Origin of the sequence: Campylobacter rectus (assembly GCF_004803795.1) — a bacterium.
Lineage (GTDB): Bacteria > Campylobacterota > Campylobacteria > Campylobacterales > Campylobacteraceae > Campylobacter_A > Campylobacter_A rectus.
Window position 1 is genome coordinate 2,436,817 of record NZ_CP012543.1, and the last position, 16,364, is coordinate 2,453,180.

At 47.9% G+C, this 16,364-nt stretch carries 21 protein-coding genes and 1 pseudogene; 13 read left to right on the top strand and 9 right to left on the bottom strand.

Going from position 1 to position 16,364, the window contains the following annotated elements; translation table 11 throughout:
- Nucleotides 1–123 precede the first annotated feature (123 nt).
- From CRECT_RS11665 to CRECT_RS11675, 3 genes are read left to right on the top strand one after another with little or no spacing between them, the layout of a single operon-like run.
- A complete protein-coding gene (locus tag CRECT_RS11665; protein WP_002944092.1) occupies nt 124–564 on the top strand; it encodes a cytochrome c3 family protein in 441 nt (146 codons plus the stop codon).
- The gene (locus CRECT_RS11670; protein WP_002944055.1) at nt 561–1,223 is read left to right on the top strand and encodes a cytochrome c3 family protein; all 663 of its coding nucleotides are present in this window, start codon (nt 561–563) and stop codon (nt 1,221–1,223) included. Before CRECT_RS11665 ends, CRECT_RS11670 begins: the two co-directional genes overlap by 4 nt.
- Nucleotides 1,224–1,229: 6 nt before the next feature.
- Complete coding sequence (locus CRECT_RS11675; RefSeq protein ID WP_002944036.1) at nt 1,230–1,883, top strand: response regulator transcription factor; 654 nt, start codon at nt 1,230–1,232, stop codon at nt 1,881–1,883.
- On the opposite strand, the gene CRECT_RS11680 is transcribed toward CRECT_RS11675, so the two are convergent.
- From CRECT_RS11680 to CRECT_RS12375, 4 genes are read right to left on the bottom strand one after another with little or no spacing between them, the layout of a single operon-like run.
- Nucleotides 1,884–2,645: an ABC transporter ATP-binding protein gene (locus tag CRECT_RS11680; RefSeq protein WP_002944114.1), complete on the bottom strand. Its 762-nt coding sequence runs from the start codon at nt 2,643–2,645 to the stop codon at nt 1,884–1,886.
- On the bottom strand, nt 2,642–3,673 hold the full coding sequence (locus tag CRECT_RS11685; RefSeq protein ID WP_002944284.1) for a FecCD family ABC transporter permease: 1,032 nt from the start codon (nt 3,671–3,673) through the stop codon (nt 2,642–2,644). Before CRECT_RS11685 ends, CRECT_RS11680 begins: the two co-directional genes overlap by 4 nt.
- A complete protein-coding gene (locus CRECT_RS11690) occupies nt 3,663–4,817 on the bottom strand; it encodes an ABC transporter substrate-binding protein (RefSeq protein ID WP_039887955.1) in 1,155 nt (384 codons plus the stop codon). The genes CRECT_RS11685 and CRECT_RS11690 overlap by 11 nt, the downstream gene beginning before the upstream one ends.
- 60 nt (nt 4,818–4,877) lie before the next feature.
- Nucleotides 4,878–5,021, bottom strand: a complete 144-nt coding sequence (locus CRECT_RS12375; RefSeq protein WP_002944293.1) for a hypothetical protein — start codon at nt 5,019–5,021, stop codon at nt 4,878–4,880.
- Between the two features lie 252 nt (nt 5,022–5,273).
- Here CRECT_RS12375 and proB point away from each other — a divergent pair, with 252 nt between their 5' ends.
- The 9 genes and pseudogenes from proB to proC all read left to right on the top strand — a co-directional run bounded on the left by proB (nt 5,274) and on the right by proC (nt 11,551).
- Nucleotides 5,274–6,401 (top strand): glutamate 5-kinase, encoded by a 1,128-nt coding sequence (gene proB / locus CRECT_RS11695; protein ID WP_002944274.1) that lies wholly within the window; start codon nt 5,274–5,276, stop codon nt 6,399–6,401.
- 132 nt (nt 6,402–6,533) lie between these two features.
- A complete protein-coding gene (locus tag CRECT_RS12845) occupies nt 6,534–6,857 on the top strand; it encodes a hypothetical protein (protein WP_002944222.1) in 324 nt (107 codons plus the stop codon).
- A complete protein-coding gene (locus CRECT_RS12850; RefSeq protein ID WP_002944061.1) occupies nt 6,824–7,168 on the top strand; it encodes a hypothetical protein in 345 nt (114 codons plus the stop codon). The genes CRECT_RS12845 and CRECT_RS12850 overlap by 34 nt, the downstream gene beginning before the upstream one ends.
- 506 nt (nt 7,169–7,674) lie before the next feature.
- Nucleotides 7,675–8,922, top strand: a complete 1,248-nt coding sequence (locus CRECT_RS11705; RefSeq protein ID WP_002944148.1) for a glutamate-5-semialdehyde dehydrogenase — start codon at nt 7,675–7,677, stop codon at nt 8,920–8,922.
- 178 nt (nt 8,923–9,100) lie between these two features.
- A complete protein-coding gene (locus tag CRECT_RS12855; RefSeq protein ID WP_050771479.1) occupies nt 9,101–9,370 on the top strand; it encodes a winged helix-turn-helix domain-containing protein in 270 nt (89 codons plus the stop codon).
- The gene (locus CRECT_RS12860; protein ID WP_050771478.1) at nt 9,358–9,690 is read left to right on the top strand and encodes a hypothetical protein; all 333 of its coding nucleotides are present in this window, start codon (nt 9,358–9,360) and stop codon (nt 9,688–9,690) included. The genes CRECT_RS12855 and CRECT_RS12860 overlap by 13 nt, the downstream gene beginning before the upstream one ends.
- A pseudogene (locus CRECT_RS12865) lies at nt 9,615–9,966 on the top strand (restriction endonuclease). The gene CRECT_RS12860 and the pseudogene CRECT_RS12865 overlap by 76 nt, the downstream one beginning before the upstream one ends.
- Nucleotides 9,967–10,139: 173 nt before the next feature.
- Nucleotides 10,140–10,769 (top strand): hypothetical protein, encoded by a 630-nt coding sequence (locus tag CRECT_RS11715; RefSeq protein WP_002944083.1) that lies wholly within the window; start codon nt 10,140–10,142, stop codon nt 10,767–10,769.
- The gene (gene proC, locus CRECT_RS11720; protein WP_002944259.1) at nt 10,766–11,551 is read left to right on the top strand and encodes a pyrroline-5-carboxylate reductase; all 786 of its coding nucleotides are present in this window, start codon (nt 10,766–10,768) and stop codon (nt 11,549–11,551) included. Before CRECT_RS11715 ends, proC begins: the two co-directional genes overlap by 4 nt.
- A gap of 552 nt (nt 11,552–12,103) precedes the next feature.
- Here proC and CRECT_RS11725 read toward each other — a convergent pair.
- The 4 genes from CRECT_RS11725 to CRECT_RS11740 all read right to left on the bottom strand — a co-directional run bounded on the left by CRECT_RS11725 (nt 12,104) and on the right by CRECT_RS11740 (nt 14,727).
- Complete coding sequence (locus CRECT_RS11725; RefSeq protein ID WP_002944142.1) at nt 12,104–13,108, bottom strand: TerC/Alx family metal homeostasis membrane protein; 1,005 nt, start codon at nt 13,106–13,108, stop codon at nt 12,104–12,106.
- A gap of 162 nt (nt 13,109–13,270) precedes the next feature.
- Entirely contained in the window at nt 13,271–13,540 is a 270-nt protein-coding gene (locus tag CRECT_RS11730) for a hypothetical protein (protein ID WP_050771476.1), read from the bottom strand.
- Complete coding sequence (locus CRECT_RS11735; RefSeq protein ID WP_002944267.1) at nt 13,537–14,139, bottom strand: TerD family protein; 603 nt, start codon at nt 14,137–14,139, stop codon at nt 13,537–13,539. The genes CRECT_RS11730 and CRECT_RS11735 overlap by 4 nt, the downstream gene beginning before the upstream one ends.
- A 9-nt stretch (nt 14,140–14,148) precedes the next feature.
- Nucleotides 14,149–14,727, bottom strand: a complete 579-nt coding sequence (locus CRECT_RS11740) for a TerD family protein (RefSeq protein ID WP_002944113.1) — start codon at nt 14,725–14,727, stop codon at nt 14,149–14,151.
- A 96-nt stretch (nt 14,728–14,823) separates the two neighbouring features.
- Between CRECT_RS11740 and CRECT_RS11745 the strand changes: the two genes are divergently transcribed.
- Nucleotides 14,824–15,087: a helix-turn-helix transcriptional regulator gene (locus CRECT_RS11745; RefSeq protein WP_002944168.1), complete on the top strand. Its 264-nt coding sequence runs from the start codon at nt 14,824–14,826 to the stop codon at nt 15,085–15,087.
- Nucleotides 15,088–15,370: 283 nt separating this feature from the next.
- Here the strand turns inward: CRECT_RS11745 and hemJ are convergent, their stop codons facing one another.
- Nucleotides 15,371–15,805: a protoporphyrinogen oxidase HemJ gene (hemJ, locus tag CRECT_RS11750; RefSeq protein WP_002944278.1), complete on the bottom strand. Its 435-nt coding sequence runs from the start codon at nt 15,803–15,805 to the stop codon at nt 15,371–15,373.
- Between the last annotated feature and the right edge of the window lie 559 nt (nt 15,806–16,364).

Sequence of the window (16,364 nt, forward strand, 5' to 3'; positions counted from 1 at the left end):
GTAAAAAACAACCTTAGACGGTTGTTTTTTACTTAAAGAGTTAAATTTAAAAACCAAATTCGCCTCTCAAATTTAACGACAAAGAGAATATGTCTCTTTAAGTCCTTACAGAAAGGAATTCGTATGAAACATAAAGCGTTTCTCGCCTTGTGCGCGTCTGTGCTGCTATGCTCTTTTGCATTTAGCGCGGAAGCGGTGGGCGCAAAGATAACGTCTTTAGTTGATCTTAACGTCACCGACGAGCTACGAGCCAAACACCCTTTAAAGCCTCATCACGAAAAGCTAAGCTTCACCTGTCTTGATTGTCACGAAGGACAAGGAAACGACGCTAGTAAATTTAAATCTATCGGCGATAAAGGCTGTTTGTCCTGTCACGGCGACAAGAAAAAGATAGCTAAAAGACTAGAATACATGGATCTGCTAAAAGCAAATCCTCACAATTCGGTTCACGACGGCCCTACGCTATACTGCGACGAGTGCCACAACGAGCATAAAAAATCAACCAATATGTGCACGGAGTGCCACGAACACGAAGTTTTGCAATGGATGGGGGTAACGCCATGAAAATTTCAAAGAAAGTACTAGCGCTTATTATATTAGTAAGCGGCGTTATAGGGTTTTTAGTCGTACTACCCGTGCATTACGCCCTAGAGGAGACTAGCGGAGAGAAGTTTTGCGTAGTATGCCACGAGATGGATCCTATGGTTATAGCTTATAGTAGCGACGTTCACAGCGGCAAAGGCAAAAGCGGAGTAAGGGCTAAATGCGTAGACTGTCATATACCTCACGACAACCTAGCCAAATACGTCCTAGTTAAAGCTAAAAACGGAGTGATGGAGGGATATATTCATTTCTTTAAAGATCCGGAGGCTATAGACTGGCATAAAAATAGAGAGAAAAGAGAGCACTTCGTATTTGATAACGGTTGCGTTAGCTGCCATACGAATTTAGTGGATAATAAGCTAACCTCAGCTCAAGCCAGGAAGATGCACGCTCACTATCAAAGCTTGCTAAATACGGATAAGCAACTAACCTGCGCTAGCTGTCACGCCGAGGTAGGCCACAGCGGGCTAAACAATATGCTAAACTACTGGAAGCCTGAATACAAAATCTACGAAAGGAAAGCCACGATCAAAAAAGAAGAGATAAAGAAGGCATATTTTGGGGAGGATTATGTAGCGCCGAAAGTGGGAAATAAAGAAGGCAATGCCACCAAAAAGTAGGCTAAAATGAAGAAAATTTTGCTCGTTAGCGACGACGCCCAGATGCAAATAAACCTCAACGCCGCGCTTTACCGCTTTAACATCCGCATAGTTCGCTTTGAAAATTTAAGCGAGCTAAAAGAGGATTACTACAACGGCAACCGCTACATCTTTTACGTCATCGACGTAAAGACGAAGGATTTGGCAAATTTCGACTCGGTCAAATTTCTGCGAGACAACGGGAGCCTAACTCCCGTTATGATCCTTGTAGACAAAGCCATCCCTGCGCTTTATAAGAAAATTTACTACGCCAAATACGACGACTTTATGGTTAAGCCGTTTTTGCCGGAGGAGTTTTTGTTTCGGGTATTTAGAAACTGCCGAATTTTGCTCGGAAGCAAATTTGAGCTAAAAAACGGCGCTATCTACGACAAAAACAGCCTCACTCTGCACATAAACGGCACGAACATAATGCTAGGCAAAAAAGAGGGATTGTTTTTAGAAATTTTGGCTAAAAACGCCCCGCACGTAGTAACGATCCAAGAGCTTGAGTGGAGTATCTATAAGGACGAAAACGTCTCGTCCGATCGCCTGCGCTCGCTCGTGCGTCAGCTACGCGCGAAACTACCCTTTGAGCTAATCAAAACCGTGCGTAGTATCGGGTATAGTTTGGAGGAGTAGCTACAGCTTAGGCAGGATCACCTCTTTTTGCGCGAGCCTCTCAAAGGTGCAGACGTCGCCGTAAATTTTAGCCAGCAGTTCGTCGTTTAAAACCTGCGCGACGCTGCCTTTTGAGACGATCCGTCCGTCGCGAAATACTATCACTTCGTCGCAAAACCAAAGGATGTGGTTTGGCTCGTGCGTGCAGATGACGATCGTCTTGCCGCCCACAGCGATCTTTTTTAAAATTTTCCAAAGCGTGATTTGGTTTTTAAAATCAAGCGCGGACGTGGGCTCGTCAAGCAGTATGAGCGGCGTATCCTGCGCAAGCGCCCTAGCGATAAAAACTAGCTGCCGCTGCCCGCCGCTAAGCTCGTTCATCTTTTTATCGGCTAGATGCGAGATACCTATAAACTCCATCGCCTCGCTCACCGCCCTTTTATCGTCTTTGCTAAAGCCAAACAGGCTCTTTACGTGCGTGGAGCGCCCCATTAGGACGATGTCTCGCACGAAAAACGGAAAATGCAACTCGGTATGCTGCGCGACGTAGGCGATGTTTTTAGCCATCCACGCAGGGCTTTTGTGCTTCGTATTTTGCGAATCAACGTAAATTTCGCCGCCTTTGATACTTAGAAATTTCATACAGCAGTTAAAAAACGTACTCTTGCCGCTGCCGTTAGTGCCTAAAAGACCGCATATGCTGCCTCTTTTGATCTCGATACTCACGTCTTCGAGGCCAAATCCGCCGTAGCTAAAGGATAAATTTTTCGTTTGCAGTATCATTTTAGCAGCTCCTTTGCCTTGCTTCTTAAAAGCGCGATGAGAAAGGGCGCGCCCACCAAAGAGGTTATGATGCCCACGGGAATCTCGGCCATCGCTACCGTGCGCGCGAGCGTATCGCATACGAGCAGATACAGCGCGCCTATGAGCCCCGATAGAGGCAGCACCCATCTATTGTCGGGCCCGCTAATTAGGCGCGCGACGTGAGGCATGATGAGCCCGATCCAGGCTATGATGCCCACGTTTGCCACGCACACGGCGGTCATCAATGTAGCGATCGTTATAAATATAAGCTTGTATTTTTCGGGATTTATGCCGAGGCTTCTTGCCTGATCGTCGCCTAGGCTTAGTAAATTTAACTTCCACGCAAGCGTGCAAAGCGCCAAAAAGCAAACTCCCGTGACCGAGGCGATCTCGCCTAGGCTTTGCCATTTGGAATAGTACAGCCCGCCCATCATCCAAAATGTGATCTCTCTGAGCTGCGCGTCCTCGCTGACGTATTTTACGATCGATACGCACGCCGAAAATATCGAGCTTACGATGACGCCCGACAGGATAAGCCCCACTACGGGCACTATACCGCCGTTTTTTGCGAGCGTGTAGGATAAAAACACAGCAAAAAACGAAAAAGCAAACGCGCTTAAAGCGATATTAAAAAATATGCCCGAAAACAGTATCGCCAAAGCCGCACCCAGGGCTGCTCCGGAGCTCGCTCCCAGTATAAATGGCTCAACAAGCGGGTTTTTAAAGCAGGCCTGATATATCGCGCCCGCGTTTGAAAGCGCGAAACCCACTATCACGGCGGTTAAAATTCTAGGCATTCTGATTTCAAAGATGACGGTTTGATCCATCTTAGAGATGCCTGCGGCGGGGATGTCAAAAATTTTCAAATTTAAAACGTCTAAAATTTTAGCGATAGAAATTTTATAATCCCCGAGCATGAGCGCCGCGATCATACAGAGCAAAAGCGCGCCCAAAAGAACGAATAAAAATAGTAAATTTGACTTAAAAGCGCCGGGCTTAAAAGTCATTCTCTACCGTCCAGTCTAAAATTTGCTCGCTTCTAAGCGCCTTTGCCTGCTCCTCGCTCACGCCGTAAACGTCTTTGTAAAAATCGATGACGAATTTATGAACCTTGATGTCCGAAAAGAGCTGCGGATAGGCCGCTTTTGCGATTATGAGGATATCTATCGGATACTCCACGCGGCGCGCGCAGTTCATCGGCGACCACGGCATGGCGTAAACGCGCTTGTTTTTGATTGCTTTTAGCTCCTCTAGTTTTTCAAAATCTGCCGAATTTAAAAGCTCGCTTGCGGGATGGTAGCCGTTTGAGGTCGGTAGCACGATGACGTCGGGATCTATCGCGTAGAGCTGCTCGGTGCCTAGGATCACGTTTGAGCCGTCGCCTCTAAATGCGTTTTTAGCGCCCGCGATATTTTCGATGATGAAGGATTCTGGAGTATTTACGCCGTAAGCGCTCGCCACGCCGCCGTTTTTGCGGATGTTTGGATTAAGCCCCATGTAGAGCATGCTGACCTTCTCATCGTCTTTTAAATTTGCCGTGCGCTCCTGCACGAGTTTTTGGGTTTTATCGAGGTATTCAAAGAGCTTTAGAGCCTTGTCTTTCTGCCCAAATATCTCTCCTAGCACCCGCATCTCCTCTTGCATCGTTGCGATTTCAGCGCCTCTTGGAGCGTAGATCACGGCAAGCGGGATGCCTAGAGCCTCGATAGTAGCGATAGTTTTTTCTACCGCGTCTTTATTTGAGCCGCGCAGCGTGCAGTCTCCGATACGAAGGATCACTAGCTGCGGGTTTTCGTTTGCTAAGGCTTCGAAATTTACGACGTTTCCTTGCGGAGAATTTACGCACGGCAGATCATTTAGCCACGGATGCAGATACTTCATGACGTTCCATCCGCGAAGGGTGTAAGCTTCGCCGGCTTTGGTGGCGAAGTCGTATTTGTAGTCTCGCTTCATAGACCACGAGCCGATGAGCTTTACTTTGTCGATCACGCCAAGATGCGTCATGACGCTCTCTACAAACCCGTCGTCGATCGTAGCGACTCTATCGAGCGGAGAGGCGATCTTGACCTCCGCGCCGCGCATATCTTTGACGCTAAACTCGCCGCCAAACGCCAAGCTAAGTGCTAGCAAAAAGCCGAGTAAAAATTTCATAAAAGCTCCTTTTTGCGAAGGTAAATTTAGCTTAGTCATTATAGCCTAGTATGATGAAATTTAAATTAATATTACCGCCGAGTCAATAGCGTAAGAAAACCTAGCAAATTTATATCTAAATTTCAGCATCAAAAGCGCCTGCGCACTTAAAATTTTAAAATAAATTTCGTCGCCCGGTAGCTGCACTCTTTTTTGCGCTCGCATATCTAGGGCTCAAGCACCTTTTTATCGCGCTCATTATTTGTGCCCGAGCGATACGCCCCTGCAAAATCTCGAAAAATTCCGTAAATCCAAAATGTCCGAAAAGCGCGCTTATTAAAGCCTGATTGTCGCATCCAAACGCCATTAATACGGCGACTCAAAAACCCGAGCCGCCGCGCCGCCGCTTGTCTTAAAGTATAAAAATTTAAAATAAGCCGTTTTGGGTATAATTTTCAAAAATTTCGGAGCGATAAAATGGACAGAAAAGAGCTTCTGGGCGGCGTAAAACGCATAGTCGTAAAAATCGGCACCTCGACGCTAGCAAACGCGGACGGCTCGCTAAACGAGGATAAAATCAAGCAAATCGTGGCAAATTTAAGCGAGCTAAACGAAAACGCCGAAGTGGTCTTCGTAACCTCGGGCGCCGTGGGTGCGGGCATGGGACAGATGAAGCTCACGCACAAGCCAAAATCCATCGTCGAAAAGCAAGCTCTGGCGGCTATCGGGCAGGTTTCGCTCATCCATCTTTATCAAATTTTATTTTGGGCGCACGGCAAAACGATCGCGCAGCTACTGCTAACCAAAGACGACTTTAGCGACCGCCGCCGCTACCTAAATATGCGCAGCGTCCTACGCTCCCTACTCGCTAAAAAAATCATACCCGTCATCAACGAAAACGACCCCGTCGTGGGCGAGGGAATAAGGGGCGTAAAAGTCGGCGACAACGACACGCTAAGCGCGCTCGTAGCGGGACTAATCGAGGCTGATTTGCTCGTGATTTTGACCGATATCGACGGACTATACGATAAAAATCCAAGCATTTTTGCCGACGCTAAATTTATAAATTTGGTCGAAAATTTAGATGATAGCATCAGGGCGGCTGCGGGCGCGGAGGGCAGTAAACTAGGCACCGGCGGCATGCGCACCAAAATAACCGCGGCCGAAATGGCGACCAAAAACGGCACGCACCTCATCATCGCAAACGGCGCGGATCCGCGAAATATCGTGCGAGCAGCACACGGCTGCGAGGTCGGGACGCTCTTTTTGGCGGGCAAAAATAGGATAAATTCGCGTAAATACTGGCTCGCCTACTCCGCCGAACACAAAGGCTCGGTCGCTATCGACGCGGGAGCGGCAAAGGCGCTAAAAGATGGCAAAAGCCTGCTAGCAGTCGGCATTGCCGAGGTGACGGGCGAGTTTGAGCGCGGCGAAACGCTCGCCATCAAAGACGCAGGCGGCCGAGCGCTGGCTCGCGGCATCACGAACTACTCCTCGGCCGAGCTAGCCCTCATAAAAGGGCGCAAGAGCGAGGAGATCGAGGCGGTTCTTGGCTACAAATACGAGAACGAGGCGCTGCATATCGACAACATCGCGCTGATTTAGGTTAAATTTGACGGTTTGCCTGCGGCTAAATTTGATCAAATTTGACTACCTGAACTAGCCGCGCGGTCGCCGTTAAATTTGACGGTTGATTTTTGAGCGCGCTTTAAAATACGAATAAATTTAAGGAAAACAATGAACGAAAAAGAAGCGGTGAAAGCGAAATTCGGGCATGACTCTGCGGCGCGTAAAAGCTTGTTTGAGAGAGCGATTTTGGCAGGCTGGGCGCCGTTTTCGCTCGGGGTCTTATTTTTTGCCGCGCTTGGGATCTGGGCGTTAAATTTGAGCCCGGACGAGATTTTGGAGCTTAAATTTTGGCTGCCTTTTATCTGCGGCGTGCGGGTTTTTGCACCGTTTTTGGACGACTTCGCAAACAACGGCGCAAGCTTAAACGTGCTTGCTTTTTACGCCTGCGCCGCGCCGCTTTGGGTCTGTTTTTCGCCGCCATCTTTTGTCTAAACTACGGCCGTGCGGACGTTGGAGGGGTAAATTTGATCGTCGTGACCGCGAAATTCGTCGTGCTAGGCGGATTTTGCTTTCTCGCGCTTAGCGGGCTGCTCTTTGCGCCCGAGGGGATGGGCGGCAGATGGGGCGTTTACGTGCGATTTGACAACTACTCCCTCGCAAACGACAGCGCGCTTTATAACCTAGCCGCCGGGCTGGGTATCGGCTTTGTATTTGCGAGCTTTGCGCACGTAGCGTGCGATTTGATTTATAAATTTAAGGGAAAACGGATGAAAAAGCTTAGCTTTCGGCCAATTTTACGATAAAACTCGCAAAACGAGGAAAAGCGGTGCAAATTGACCAAAAAATAATCTTTTGGCGTTTTTGCGGCCCGTAAAAAGCGCAAAAACAAATGGGCGACTCTCGAGCTCTCGGACGAATTAGACGCCGCATTTACGGCAAAAAGCGGATGAGGCCGCATAGCTAAAGCCAAACCGAGCCGCTTGATAATAAAATTTAGACGAGATTTACGAATCAAGCTTGGTTTTAAGCGTATAAAAAATCGGGGATCGCAAACGAGATAAAGTATAAATTTCGATACACCGAGCTTGGAAAAATATAAGCGAGCAACGATCCTGGCGATCCACAAAGATGTCCGAGCATCGCACCAAGCGCCAACCGCAGGTTTGGTTTCACGCCCGCTGGCCTGCTAGAGCGCGGCATAGTCGCCATACAAGACTATGCGCGGGATGAGAATGAGGTTTTAAAAGTTAGCCGGCGATTTTTGAGCGAACCGCTCGAAATCGGCCGAGTTTATAAATAGGAGACAAATATGAGCGAAATTTTAGAAATTTGCAAAGAGGCAAAGGCCGCTTGCAACGAGCTTTTGAGACTTGACGGCAAGGCTAAATTTGAGATATTAAGCGCCGTAGCGAACGAGTTACTCGCGCAAAAAGACGCGATAAAAGCGGCAAACAAAAAAGACCTTGCAAACGGCGAGAAATCGGGCTTGAGCTCGGCACTGCTAGATCGCCTAAGGCTAACGGACGCTCGCATCGAAGCTATGGCACAGGGCGTGCGCGAGGTGGCCGGCTTTGCCGAGGTCGTAGGCGAAAATCTAGGCGGCTGGACCCACCCAAACGGTATGCAAATCAGCCGAATTCGCGTGCCTCTGGGCGTGCTTGGCATCATCTACGAGAGTCGCCCAAACGTCAGCATCGACGCGGCGGCTCTGTCGCTAAAAAGCGGTAACGCGGTAATCTTGCGCGGTAGCTCCAGCGCGCTAAATTCGAACACTTTTTTAGTAAATTTATTTAACGAAGCGGGGGCGAAAAAGGGCCTTGCCAAAGGCACGGTGCAGCTAGTAAAAAGCCCCGAGCGCGAAGCGGTAGCCCAGATGATCAAAATGAACGAATATATCGACGTTTTGATACCGCGCGGAGGCAAAAATTTAAAGGATTTTATCGTGCAAAACGCAACTATACCGATCATAATGACGGGTGCCGGAGTGTGTCATATCTTCGTCGATGAGAGCGCAAATTTGGACGAGGCCGTAAGGATAATCAAAAATGCCAAAACTCAGCGCCCGAGCACCTGCAACGCCGTAGAATGCGTGCTCCTACACGAAAAGATCGCCGAGAAAATATTGCCTGAGCTAATCGCCGAGCTAAGCGAGGTGCAGCTGCGATTGGAAGCGGAGCTGTATGAAAATTTCGGCGGCTTTGACAACGTGGAGCCGGCCGGCGAGGAGGACTTCGGCGCCGAGTTTTTGTCGCTCGTTTTGGCGGTCAAAAGCGTGCGGGATACGGACGAGGCGATAAGCTACATAAATGCGCATTCCAGCGGACACTCGGATGCGATTTTAAGCGCAGACTACGGCAACGTCGAGAGATTTTTAAACGAAATCGGCAGCGCCGTCATTTACGCTAACGCTTCGACGCGTTTTAGCGACGGCGGGGAGTTCGGCTTTGGCGGCGAGATCGGCATCAGCACGCAAAAGCTGCATGCCAGAGGGCCGATGGGGGTGAGGGAGCTTACGACCTATAAATACGTCGTCCGCGGCAACGGTCAAATTCGTTAGCGGCTTGTCTTTTTGTCATATGCTTCGTTGCTTTTAAATTTGGCTCGGTCATTACCAACACGGTAACTCCCGTCACCAAATTTAAAAGCGCCTCGTCTATGACAAAAATACTTCGCCTTATCGTTTTACGTTCAAATTTGGAGTCAAATTTATAAAATTTAATAGATAAAGGAAAACAATGATACCGAGCCACAAAGAGATGATGTTTCCGATTTTAAGATTTATCGACGAGCGCGGCGGCGTGGATAGAAAAGAGGTTTGTAAATTTGTCGCGGAGTACTATAAATTTAACGACGACGAACTCTCGCAAAGGATACCCAGCGGTATGCTTTTATACGTTAACCGAGCAGGCTGGGCGTTGTCGTATTTTGCAGGAAATAAAGAAGTCATCAATTTGCCTGGCACCAAAAAGCCAGTCAAAAAACCGGCAGAGGCGTGTACGAGATAACGGATCTTGGCAAACAAATACTAAAAAGCAAGGATGCGCAGGCTAAATTTGAAGCCTGGTATGATGAAATTTATAAAAACAAAAGCGCGCCGAGCGCTGAAATCTCGCAAACCGTGACGCAAGAAAAGACACCCATCGACGTCATCGCCGAGACGGCAGACAAGCTCGCACAAAATCTAAAATCTCAAATTTTAGACGAAATTTCGCAAAAAAGCCGAGCTTTTTTGAGTATTTGGCGGCGCGCTTGCTCGAAAAAACGAGCTATGAAGCGGGCGAACCAGCCAAAAGCGGCGCGGATGGCGGTATGGGCTACGGAGTAGGCAGACTAACCAAAAGCGGCGCGGACGGCGGTATAGACGGTATTATAGACGAGGATGAGCTTGGATTATCGCAAATTTACGTCCAGGCTAAAAGCTGGCAAGGCGCGGTTTCGCGTCCTGAAATTCAAAAATTCGTCGGCGCGATCCCCGCAAGCAGACCAAAAGGGCGTATTTATCACGACGTCCAAATTTAGCAAAGAAGCCCAAAAATACGCCGCAAACGCGTTAGCGGCTTGTCTTTTTGTCATATACTTCGCCTTATCGTTTTACGTTTAAATTTGGGGTCAAATTTAAAGCTGAATTAGTATTTTTTCGGTGCGGCAAGATACCTAGATTTGCGACGTGGGCGGCGATTTTTTCGGCGATGAAATTTGACCCGTTGCGAGTCGCCGCTCTGGCGTAGAAAGGCGAAATTTATGCTAAAATCGGCGCAACTTTAAAGGAAACCAATGAAAAAACTCAAATTTATCTTTGCTTTTGCCGCGGCGTTTATTTTTGGCGGTTGCTACGAGACGACGCTGCTTGCACGCGTGCCGATCTCTGCACTTGTTTCGGACAAAGGCGCGGATGTGAAATCCACTCTGGTGCTAACGGACGTAACGCCGCAGACGCACGACGAAAAAGTAGTAACGGACAACGTGCGGATTTTCGTTCCCGACGCGAAATTTAAGGACTTCCGGGCGGGGCAAAGCGCCTACGAGATGAGCGTGAGCGCCGGCAAGGGCGAAAAGGGCGGCAAAAACTCGAACGAGCGCGCTCTGCGGATCTGTTTAGACGAGCACGGAGGCATCTATGCGAGACTTAGCAAAAACGTACTCGAGCAGTACGCGGGCACGGCGAAACAGGGCGAAGCGCCGAAGATAAAAGCGGCGATAAAATTTGAAAACGACACGAAGGATACGTACGAGATGATCTCGGGTAACGACTTTAAACCCAGCGACGAGGCACAGACGGGCGGCGTTTATACTTTGGAGTCGGGGCAGGTCACGGGAGCGCTCTGGACGGATAGCACGGCTGTGCATGAGGCGCTTTTGGGCAAGGCGGTCAAAATCGGAGCTCTAAGAAAGGCGGCAAAATGAAAAATCCTAAAATCGGCTTTATCGGCGGCGGAAATATGGGCGGCGCGATGATCGAAAATTTGGCGCAAAGGCTGGGCGGCGAGCAGTTGTTCGTCTATGCGAGGAGCAAAACGGCGGCTCTGCGCGGAAAGTGCGGCGTAAACGTCTGCGAGAGCGAGGCTGCGGTCGCGTCGGCGGCCGATATCACGGTGCTAGCGACCAAGCCCGCGTCGTATGAGGGTATATTAAATTTGATAAAAGACGCAGCGCGAGGCAAGGTTGTAGTCACGCTTGCGCCGAGCTTTAGCCTGGAGCAAAGCGCGCAAATTTTAGGCACGCAGGCTAAGATCGCCCGCGCGATGCCAAACACTCCCGCGGCAATCGCAGAGGGCGTAAGCGCGCTGTGCTTTAACGAAAATTTAAGCGCGGACGAGCGGGCGGCGGTGCGAGAGATTTTTGAAAATTTCGGCGCCGTTTATGAGCTGGAGGAGGCTAAATTTGCCGCATTTACGGGCATCGCGGGTAGCCTGCCGGCCTATGTTTTTATGTTTATCGAGGCAGCTGCGGACGCGGGAGTGCTGGAGGGGCTGCCTAGAGCGCTGGCGTACGAAGCCGTCGCGGCTAGCGTCGCAGGCTCGGCGCGACTCATGCTAAAAAGCGGCAAACACCCAGCAGCACTAAAAGACGAAATTTGCTCGCCCGGCGGCACGACGATAGAAGCGGTCAAAGCGCTGGAAAACGGCGGATTTCGCGCGGCTGCGATGGATGCGGTCGCCGCATGCGTCAAAAAGGCGCGCGGATAAAAGCTCGCCTTTAGCTTTATACGGCGCAGGGTTTAAAATCAAGCTTAGATAAAATGCGTATTTTTCGAGCTTGAATTTTAAATCCGCCTTGTCTAAACCCAAGAATTTCGCCTCGTCTTTCGCTCAAATTTATGCATCTTTCGCTTGCCGTGCGCCGCATGCCTATCGTAAATTTAAATCGTCTTAAAAAGTTATAAGCGCATCAAAATAGAAAGATACTTGACTTTACATAGCGGCTTATCTCGCGTCTTTGAATAATTTTTTGTTTCGCCTGCGCCCGCAACCGCTTCTCGTAAAGCTGCCAACGCAAAGCGCAAAGCAGAGCAGACGAAAATTTTAAGTCTGCGGCATAGCGCTTTGCTTCGCTGCATTTGCAGCCGCAAGCAAACAACCAACCTCGAGCTAAATTTTACACGATATTTAAATCCGTTTCGCGATATTTTCGCTCAAATTTTACATTTTAAATTATCGCAGCGCTACGAGCGAGGCGCATCTATCAAGATGCCCGTTTGCTCCAAACCCGGCTACCGCGATAAAGCGATCATACGCATATTATTTTGCCTTAAATAGGCTAGATAAAACCCCGATGCTTAAAATCCCCAAAATGACCCACAAGCTAGCCTGCGCCGAGATCTCAAATCCGTGATGAAAGATATGCGCAGAAGCGTTTAGAGCGAGCTTGGCGGCGATAAAAAACAAAAGCGCGATCACGGCTTTTTCTAAATGCGCTAAATAGCTTTTTAGCGCTTCTAGCACGAAATAAAGCGTCCTAAGCCCCAAAATCGCAAAAATCATCGCCGAGTAGATGATGAGCGGGTCTTTGCTCACGGCGATGACGGCCGGAACGCTATCAAAAGCAAACATAACGTCGCTAAGCTCTATAACGCAAAGGCACAAAAATAGCGGCGTAGCTATCCATTTGGCGTTTAATTTGGAGATTTGATTTTGCAGTTTCGCCTTTTCGTCTGCTGAAATTTGAGCCGAAATTTCGCTATTTCTCACGAAAAAACTGTGGCCTAAAAGGCGTGGGAATACCGGGAAAAATCTATAAACCGCCCTGTAAGCCAGGTGATTTGAGTAGTCCTGCATCTCCTCGCCTTCTTCGCCTTTTTTCATCATCATTACCGCGCTATAAGCCACCGCAACGGCAAAAATAAACTCCATCCATGGCGAAATCATAAGTAAGCCGGCTCCGACGGTCACGAAAACGAGCCTAAATATAACCGCGCCTATAATGCCAAAATACAGCACTCTGTGACGATAAATTTCAGGGATCCTAAACCACGAAAAAATCGCCGCCATAACGAATAAATTATCGATTGAGAGCGACTTTTCTAAAATATAGCCCGCGAAAAACAAACTAGCGGCCTCGCTACCCGCGGTAAAATACAAATATCCGCCAAATGCCGCCGCTACGCCGATCCAAAATATAGACCAGAGCGCGGCTTGCTTTAGCGAGATTTTCTCGTCCTTCTTGTGCGCAAAAAAATCTATCACAAATGCCGCTACGGCGAGCGAGACGAAAACGACCGCGGTTTTAAAATCTAAAATTTCCATTTTTCCTCTTTCTTTTTATTATCGCTTACGACTTGCATACTCGCCGCCGAGGTAAATTTCGGCTCCGTTTTTATCGCCGGCGGCTTTGCCGGAGAAGTCTCTTTTGGCGGTTATCTTGCGCCGCCTGACGCCTAATACGATTGCTTGCCGGCGCAATTTGCGTTAAACCGGCCTATTAGCTGCGAATGCATACGGACGTTTGTTGTATAAATTTACCTCGTCGCTTGAATATCGATTCGCGAAAGTAGAATTTAACTCCCTTTCTATCGCAAACGCTTCGTCGTAAATTTTAACACATTCTCGCATCATTTCATCGCTTATTACGGGTGCATTGCCGTAAATTTTCGCCGAGGGCGGGATCTCATAACCGCCCTTCATCTCAAATGCGCCTAAAATCGCGATCATAGCCACTGCGAAAAATAAAATTTTCATAAGTACTTCACTACGGAATTTAAAATCAGCTCATCAAGCTTTCTATCGCTCGTAGGCTCGCCGATAGCCGAAAATTTCCACTCGCCGTTTCGCTTATATAGCTTGCCCAAAATCATCGCGACTTTGTAGGCAAACGCGCTATCTCGCACGATATTATACGATGCGAAGACTTTATTTACTCGCGTGGGCGTGCCTTCGTAGAGCCTAATGCTAGCAAAAGGAATTTTATCAAAATCTATTTGATTGTAGGAATTTAGCATGAAAAATATCTGCTCTACGTTCGCATTTAAGCGAGCGAGATCTACGCTGATTATTTCATTATCCAGCCCGTCGTCGCCCCCGATATCGCCCACGAGATCGTCGCCGCTGTGAAATATGCCGGGAGCCGATTTTTTACCGAAATAGACGATGTCGCAAAGCTGTTTATTAAAATCAAATATCGCGGCGCTCAAGTCTAAATCCACGGGCTTTATCTTGTCTCTAAAAAAGCCTTTTTCGGTTATAGCGCCCCAGTTCGCGCCGACGCAAAAGCTTTGCAGTCGCTCGCCGTCATCTTTAGCAAGCGAGATTTTTTGCCCTTTGATCAAATTTATCGCCATGACTTGCCCTTATACGCTTAGCCCAAACTGCTTGCAAAATCCCGCTAGTCCTTCTTTAAAGCCGCTTCCGTTAGCCGCAAAGCGCCACTCGTTATCTTTAAAATAAATTTTACCGAACGATACGGCGGTTTCAGTCGAAAAATCCTCCTCCAAATCGTATCTGGCGATCTCTTTGCCGCTTCTTTCATCGACTATGCGCATAAACGAGTTTTTTACCATGCCGAAATTTTGCCTTCTAGCGTTTGCTTCGTGGATCGTGACGACTATGTCGATCTCTTTTACGTTCGGTGAAATTTTGCTCAAATCTATCTTGATGGCCTCATCGTCGCCCTCGCCTTCGCCCGTGCGGTTATCGCCGGTGTGAACTACCGAGCCGTCCGCGCTAGTTAGGTTGTTGTAAAAGACGAAATTTTTCTCGTTTTCTACTTTGCCCGAAGCGCCCAACAAAAACGCACTCGCATCCAAGTCAAACTCCGCTCCCGTGTCGCTGGAGTTCGTGTCCCAGCCAAGCCCTACTAAAATTTTGCTTAATCCCGGAGCTTCTTTGCTCAAACTAACTCTGCCGCCTTTTGATAAATTTACTGCCATTTCGGCCTCCTTTAAAATTATTTATCCTATAGGATATAGATTTGCGGATTTTATCCAAATAAAGTTTAATTTTTACTTTACCTACAGGATAAAAAAATGAGTGAAAATTTAGCTTTTTTTGACGGTGACGAGATACGAAATTTTTATCTGCAAATCTCCGCCAACGTCCGCAAACTACGCGAAAGTAAAGGCATGAGCCAGCTGGATATGGCGCTAAGTATGGATATAAAGTCGGTCGCATTTTACTCAAACTGCGAGAGCTGCCGCTACGACAAGCACTTCAATCTCGAGCATATTTATAAAATTTCAAAAATTTTAGGCATCGAGGTGGGTGAAATTTTTAAATTTGAGGTTAAATAAAAAAGCTTAAATTTGTCCGCTTGGGCGTTCCCGGCCTTGGTTTATGGTTTGCGAATTCGGAGTTTATTTTAATTTTAGAATTTAGCCCGTAGCTAAATTTTTGAGCGGTCGGGGGTCTAAATTTAGCCGAGCGAAAATCAAAATTCGGCGCTGCTTTTGCGTCAAATTTACGATATTTGCAGCTCAAAAAACGGCGAGCTTAATTTGATTGACGAGATAAATTTGCTTTGCGATACCGAGGCGAAGAGAGTTCGCTCCGCCTCGAAACGCATATTTATCGCATTTAAAACGGCTTATACACCATCATCCAAATGATGATGACCATCGCGATGGTCGGCACTTCGTTGTAAGCACGAAAGAACATACCGCTCTTGTTACAGCGTTTCTCACGCAGCTGCACCATATAGCGGCCAAGATCCAGATGAAACGCCGCGAGGATGACGACGACGGTGAGCTTGACGTGCACGTAGCCGCTGCGCAAAAGCTCAGGCATCGCTACGATGATCAAAATGCCCGTCAAAAACGTGCCGATCAGCGCGACCCAGCCGATGTAGTGGTACATCTTATACTCCTGCACCTCGACGACGCGCACGAAGTCGGGTTTGTCCATATTCTCCGCGTGATAGACGTAGAGGCGCGGTTGATAGAACAAAAACGCCATCCACGAGATGAAACACAAGTAGTGGAAATACTTGATGAGGTTGTAATACTCTGCCATTTTTTCTCCTTTTAAAATTTTTGTTTTTTACGGCTTGTCTTTTTTCTTTATACATCGTTAGAAATATCGCCGAAGCTCGGTTACGTATTATTTATACGCGCCCTCGCTCGGCTCATTTCCGCCTCGTCTAAAGAAAAAAACTTCGCCTTATCGTTTTATGTTCAAATTTGACTCACCGAGACCTGCATCTTGAAAATGCTAAAATTTAGATTCAAAATTTTTAAAACGCAACAAGCGAAAAGCTTTTTGCTTCGCTACGCTTGCAACTGCCAGCAGACCGCCTCCAAATTTCGTGCTAAGCGATAGCGAAGCCGAAATTTGGTAGGCAACTGCTTTGAGCGTTTGGGTTTTAAAAATTTCGACTCAGGGTTCTATTTTAGGCGAGTAGATTTAAATTTTTATCAAAACCCCAAAAAAGTTAAATTTGAAGCAGTTTTAAAAACCTCAACAAATTCAACCCTGCTCCCACCCCGGCAAATTCTCCTTCCTCGCTTCAAATTCCGCCTTGTTTATCGTGTCGCTCCCATAGAGCCCAACGGCGTTTAGCCGCTATTTAAGG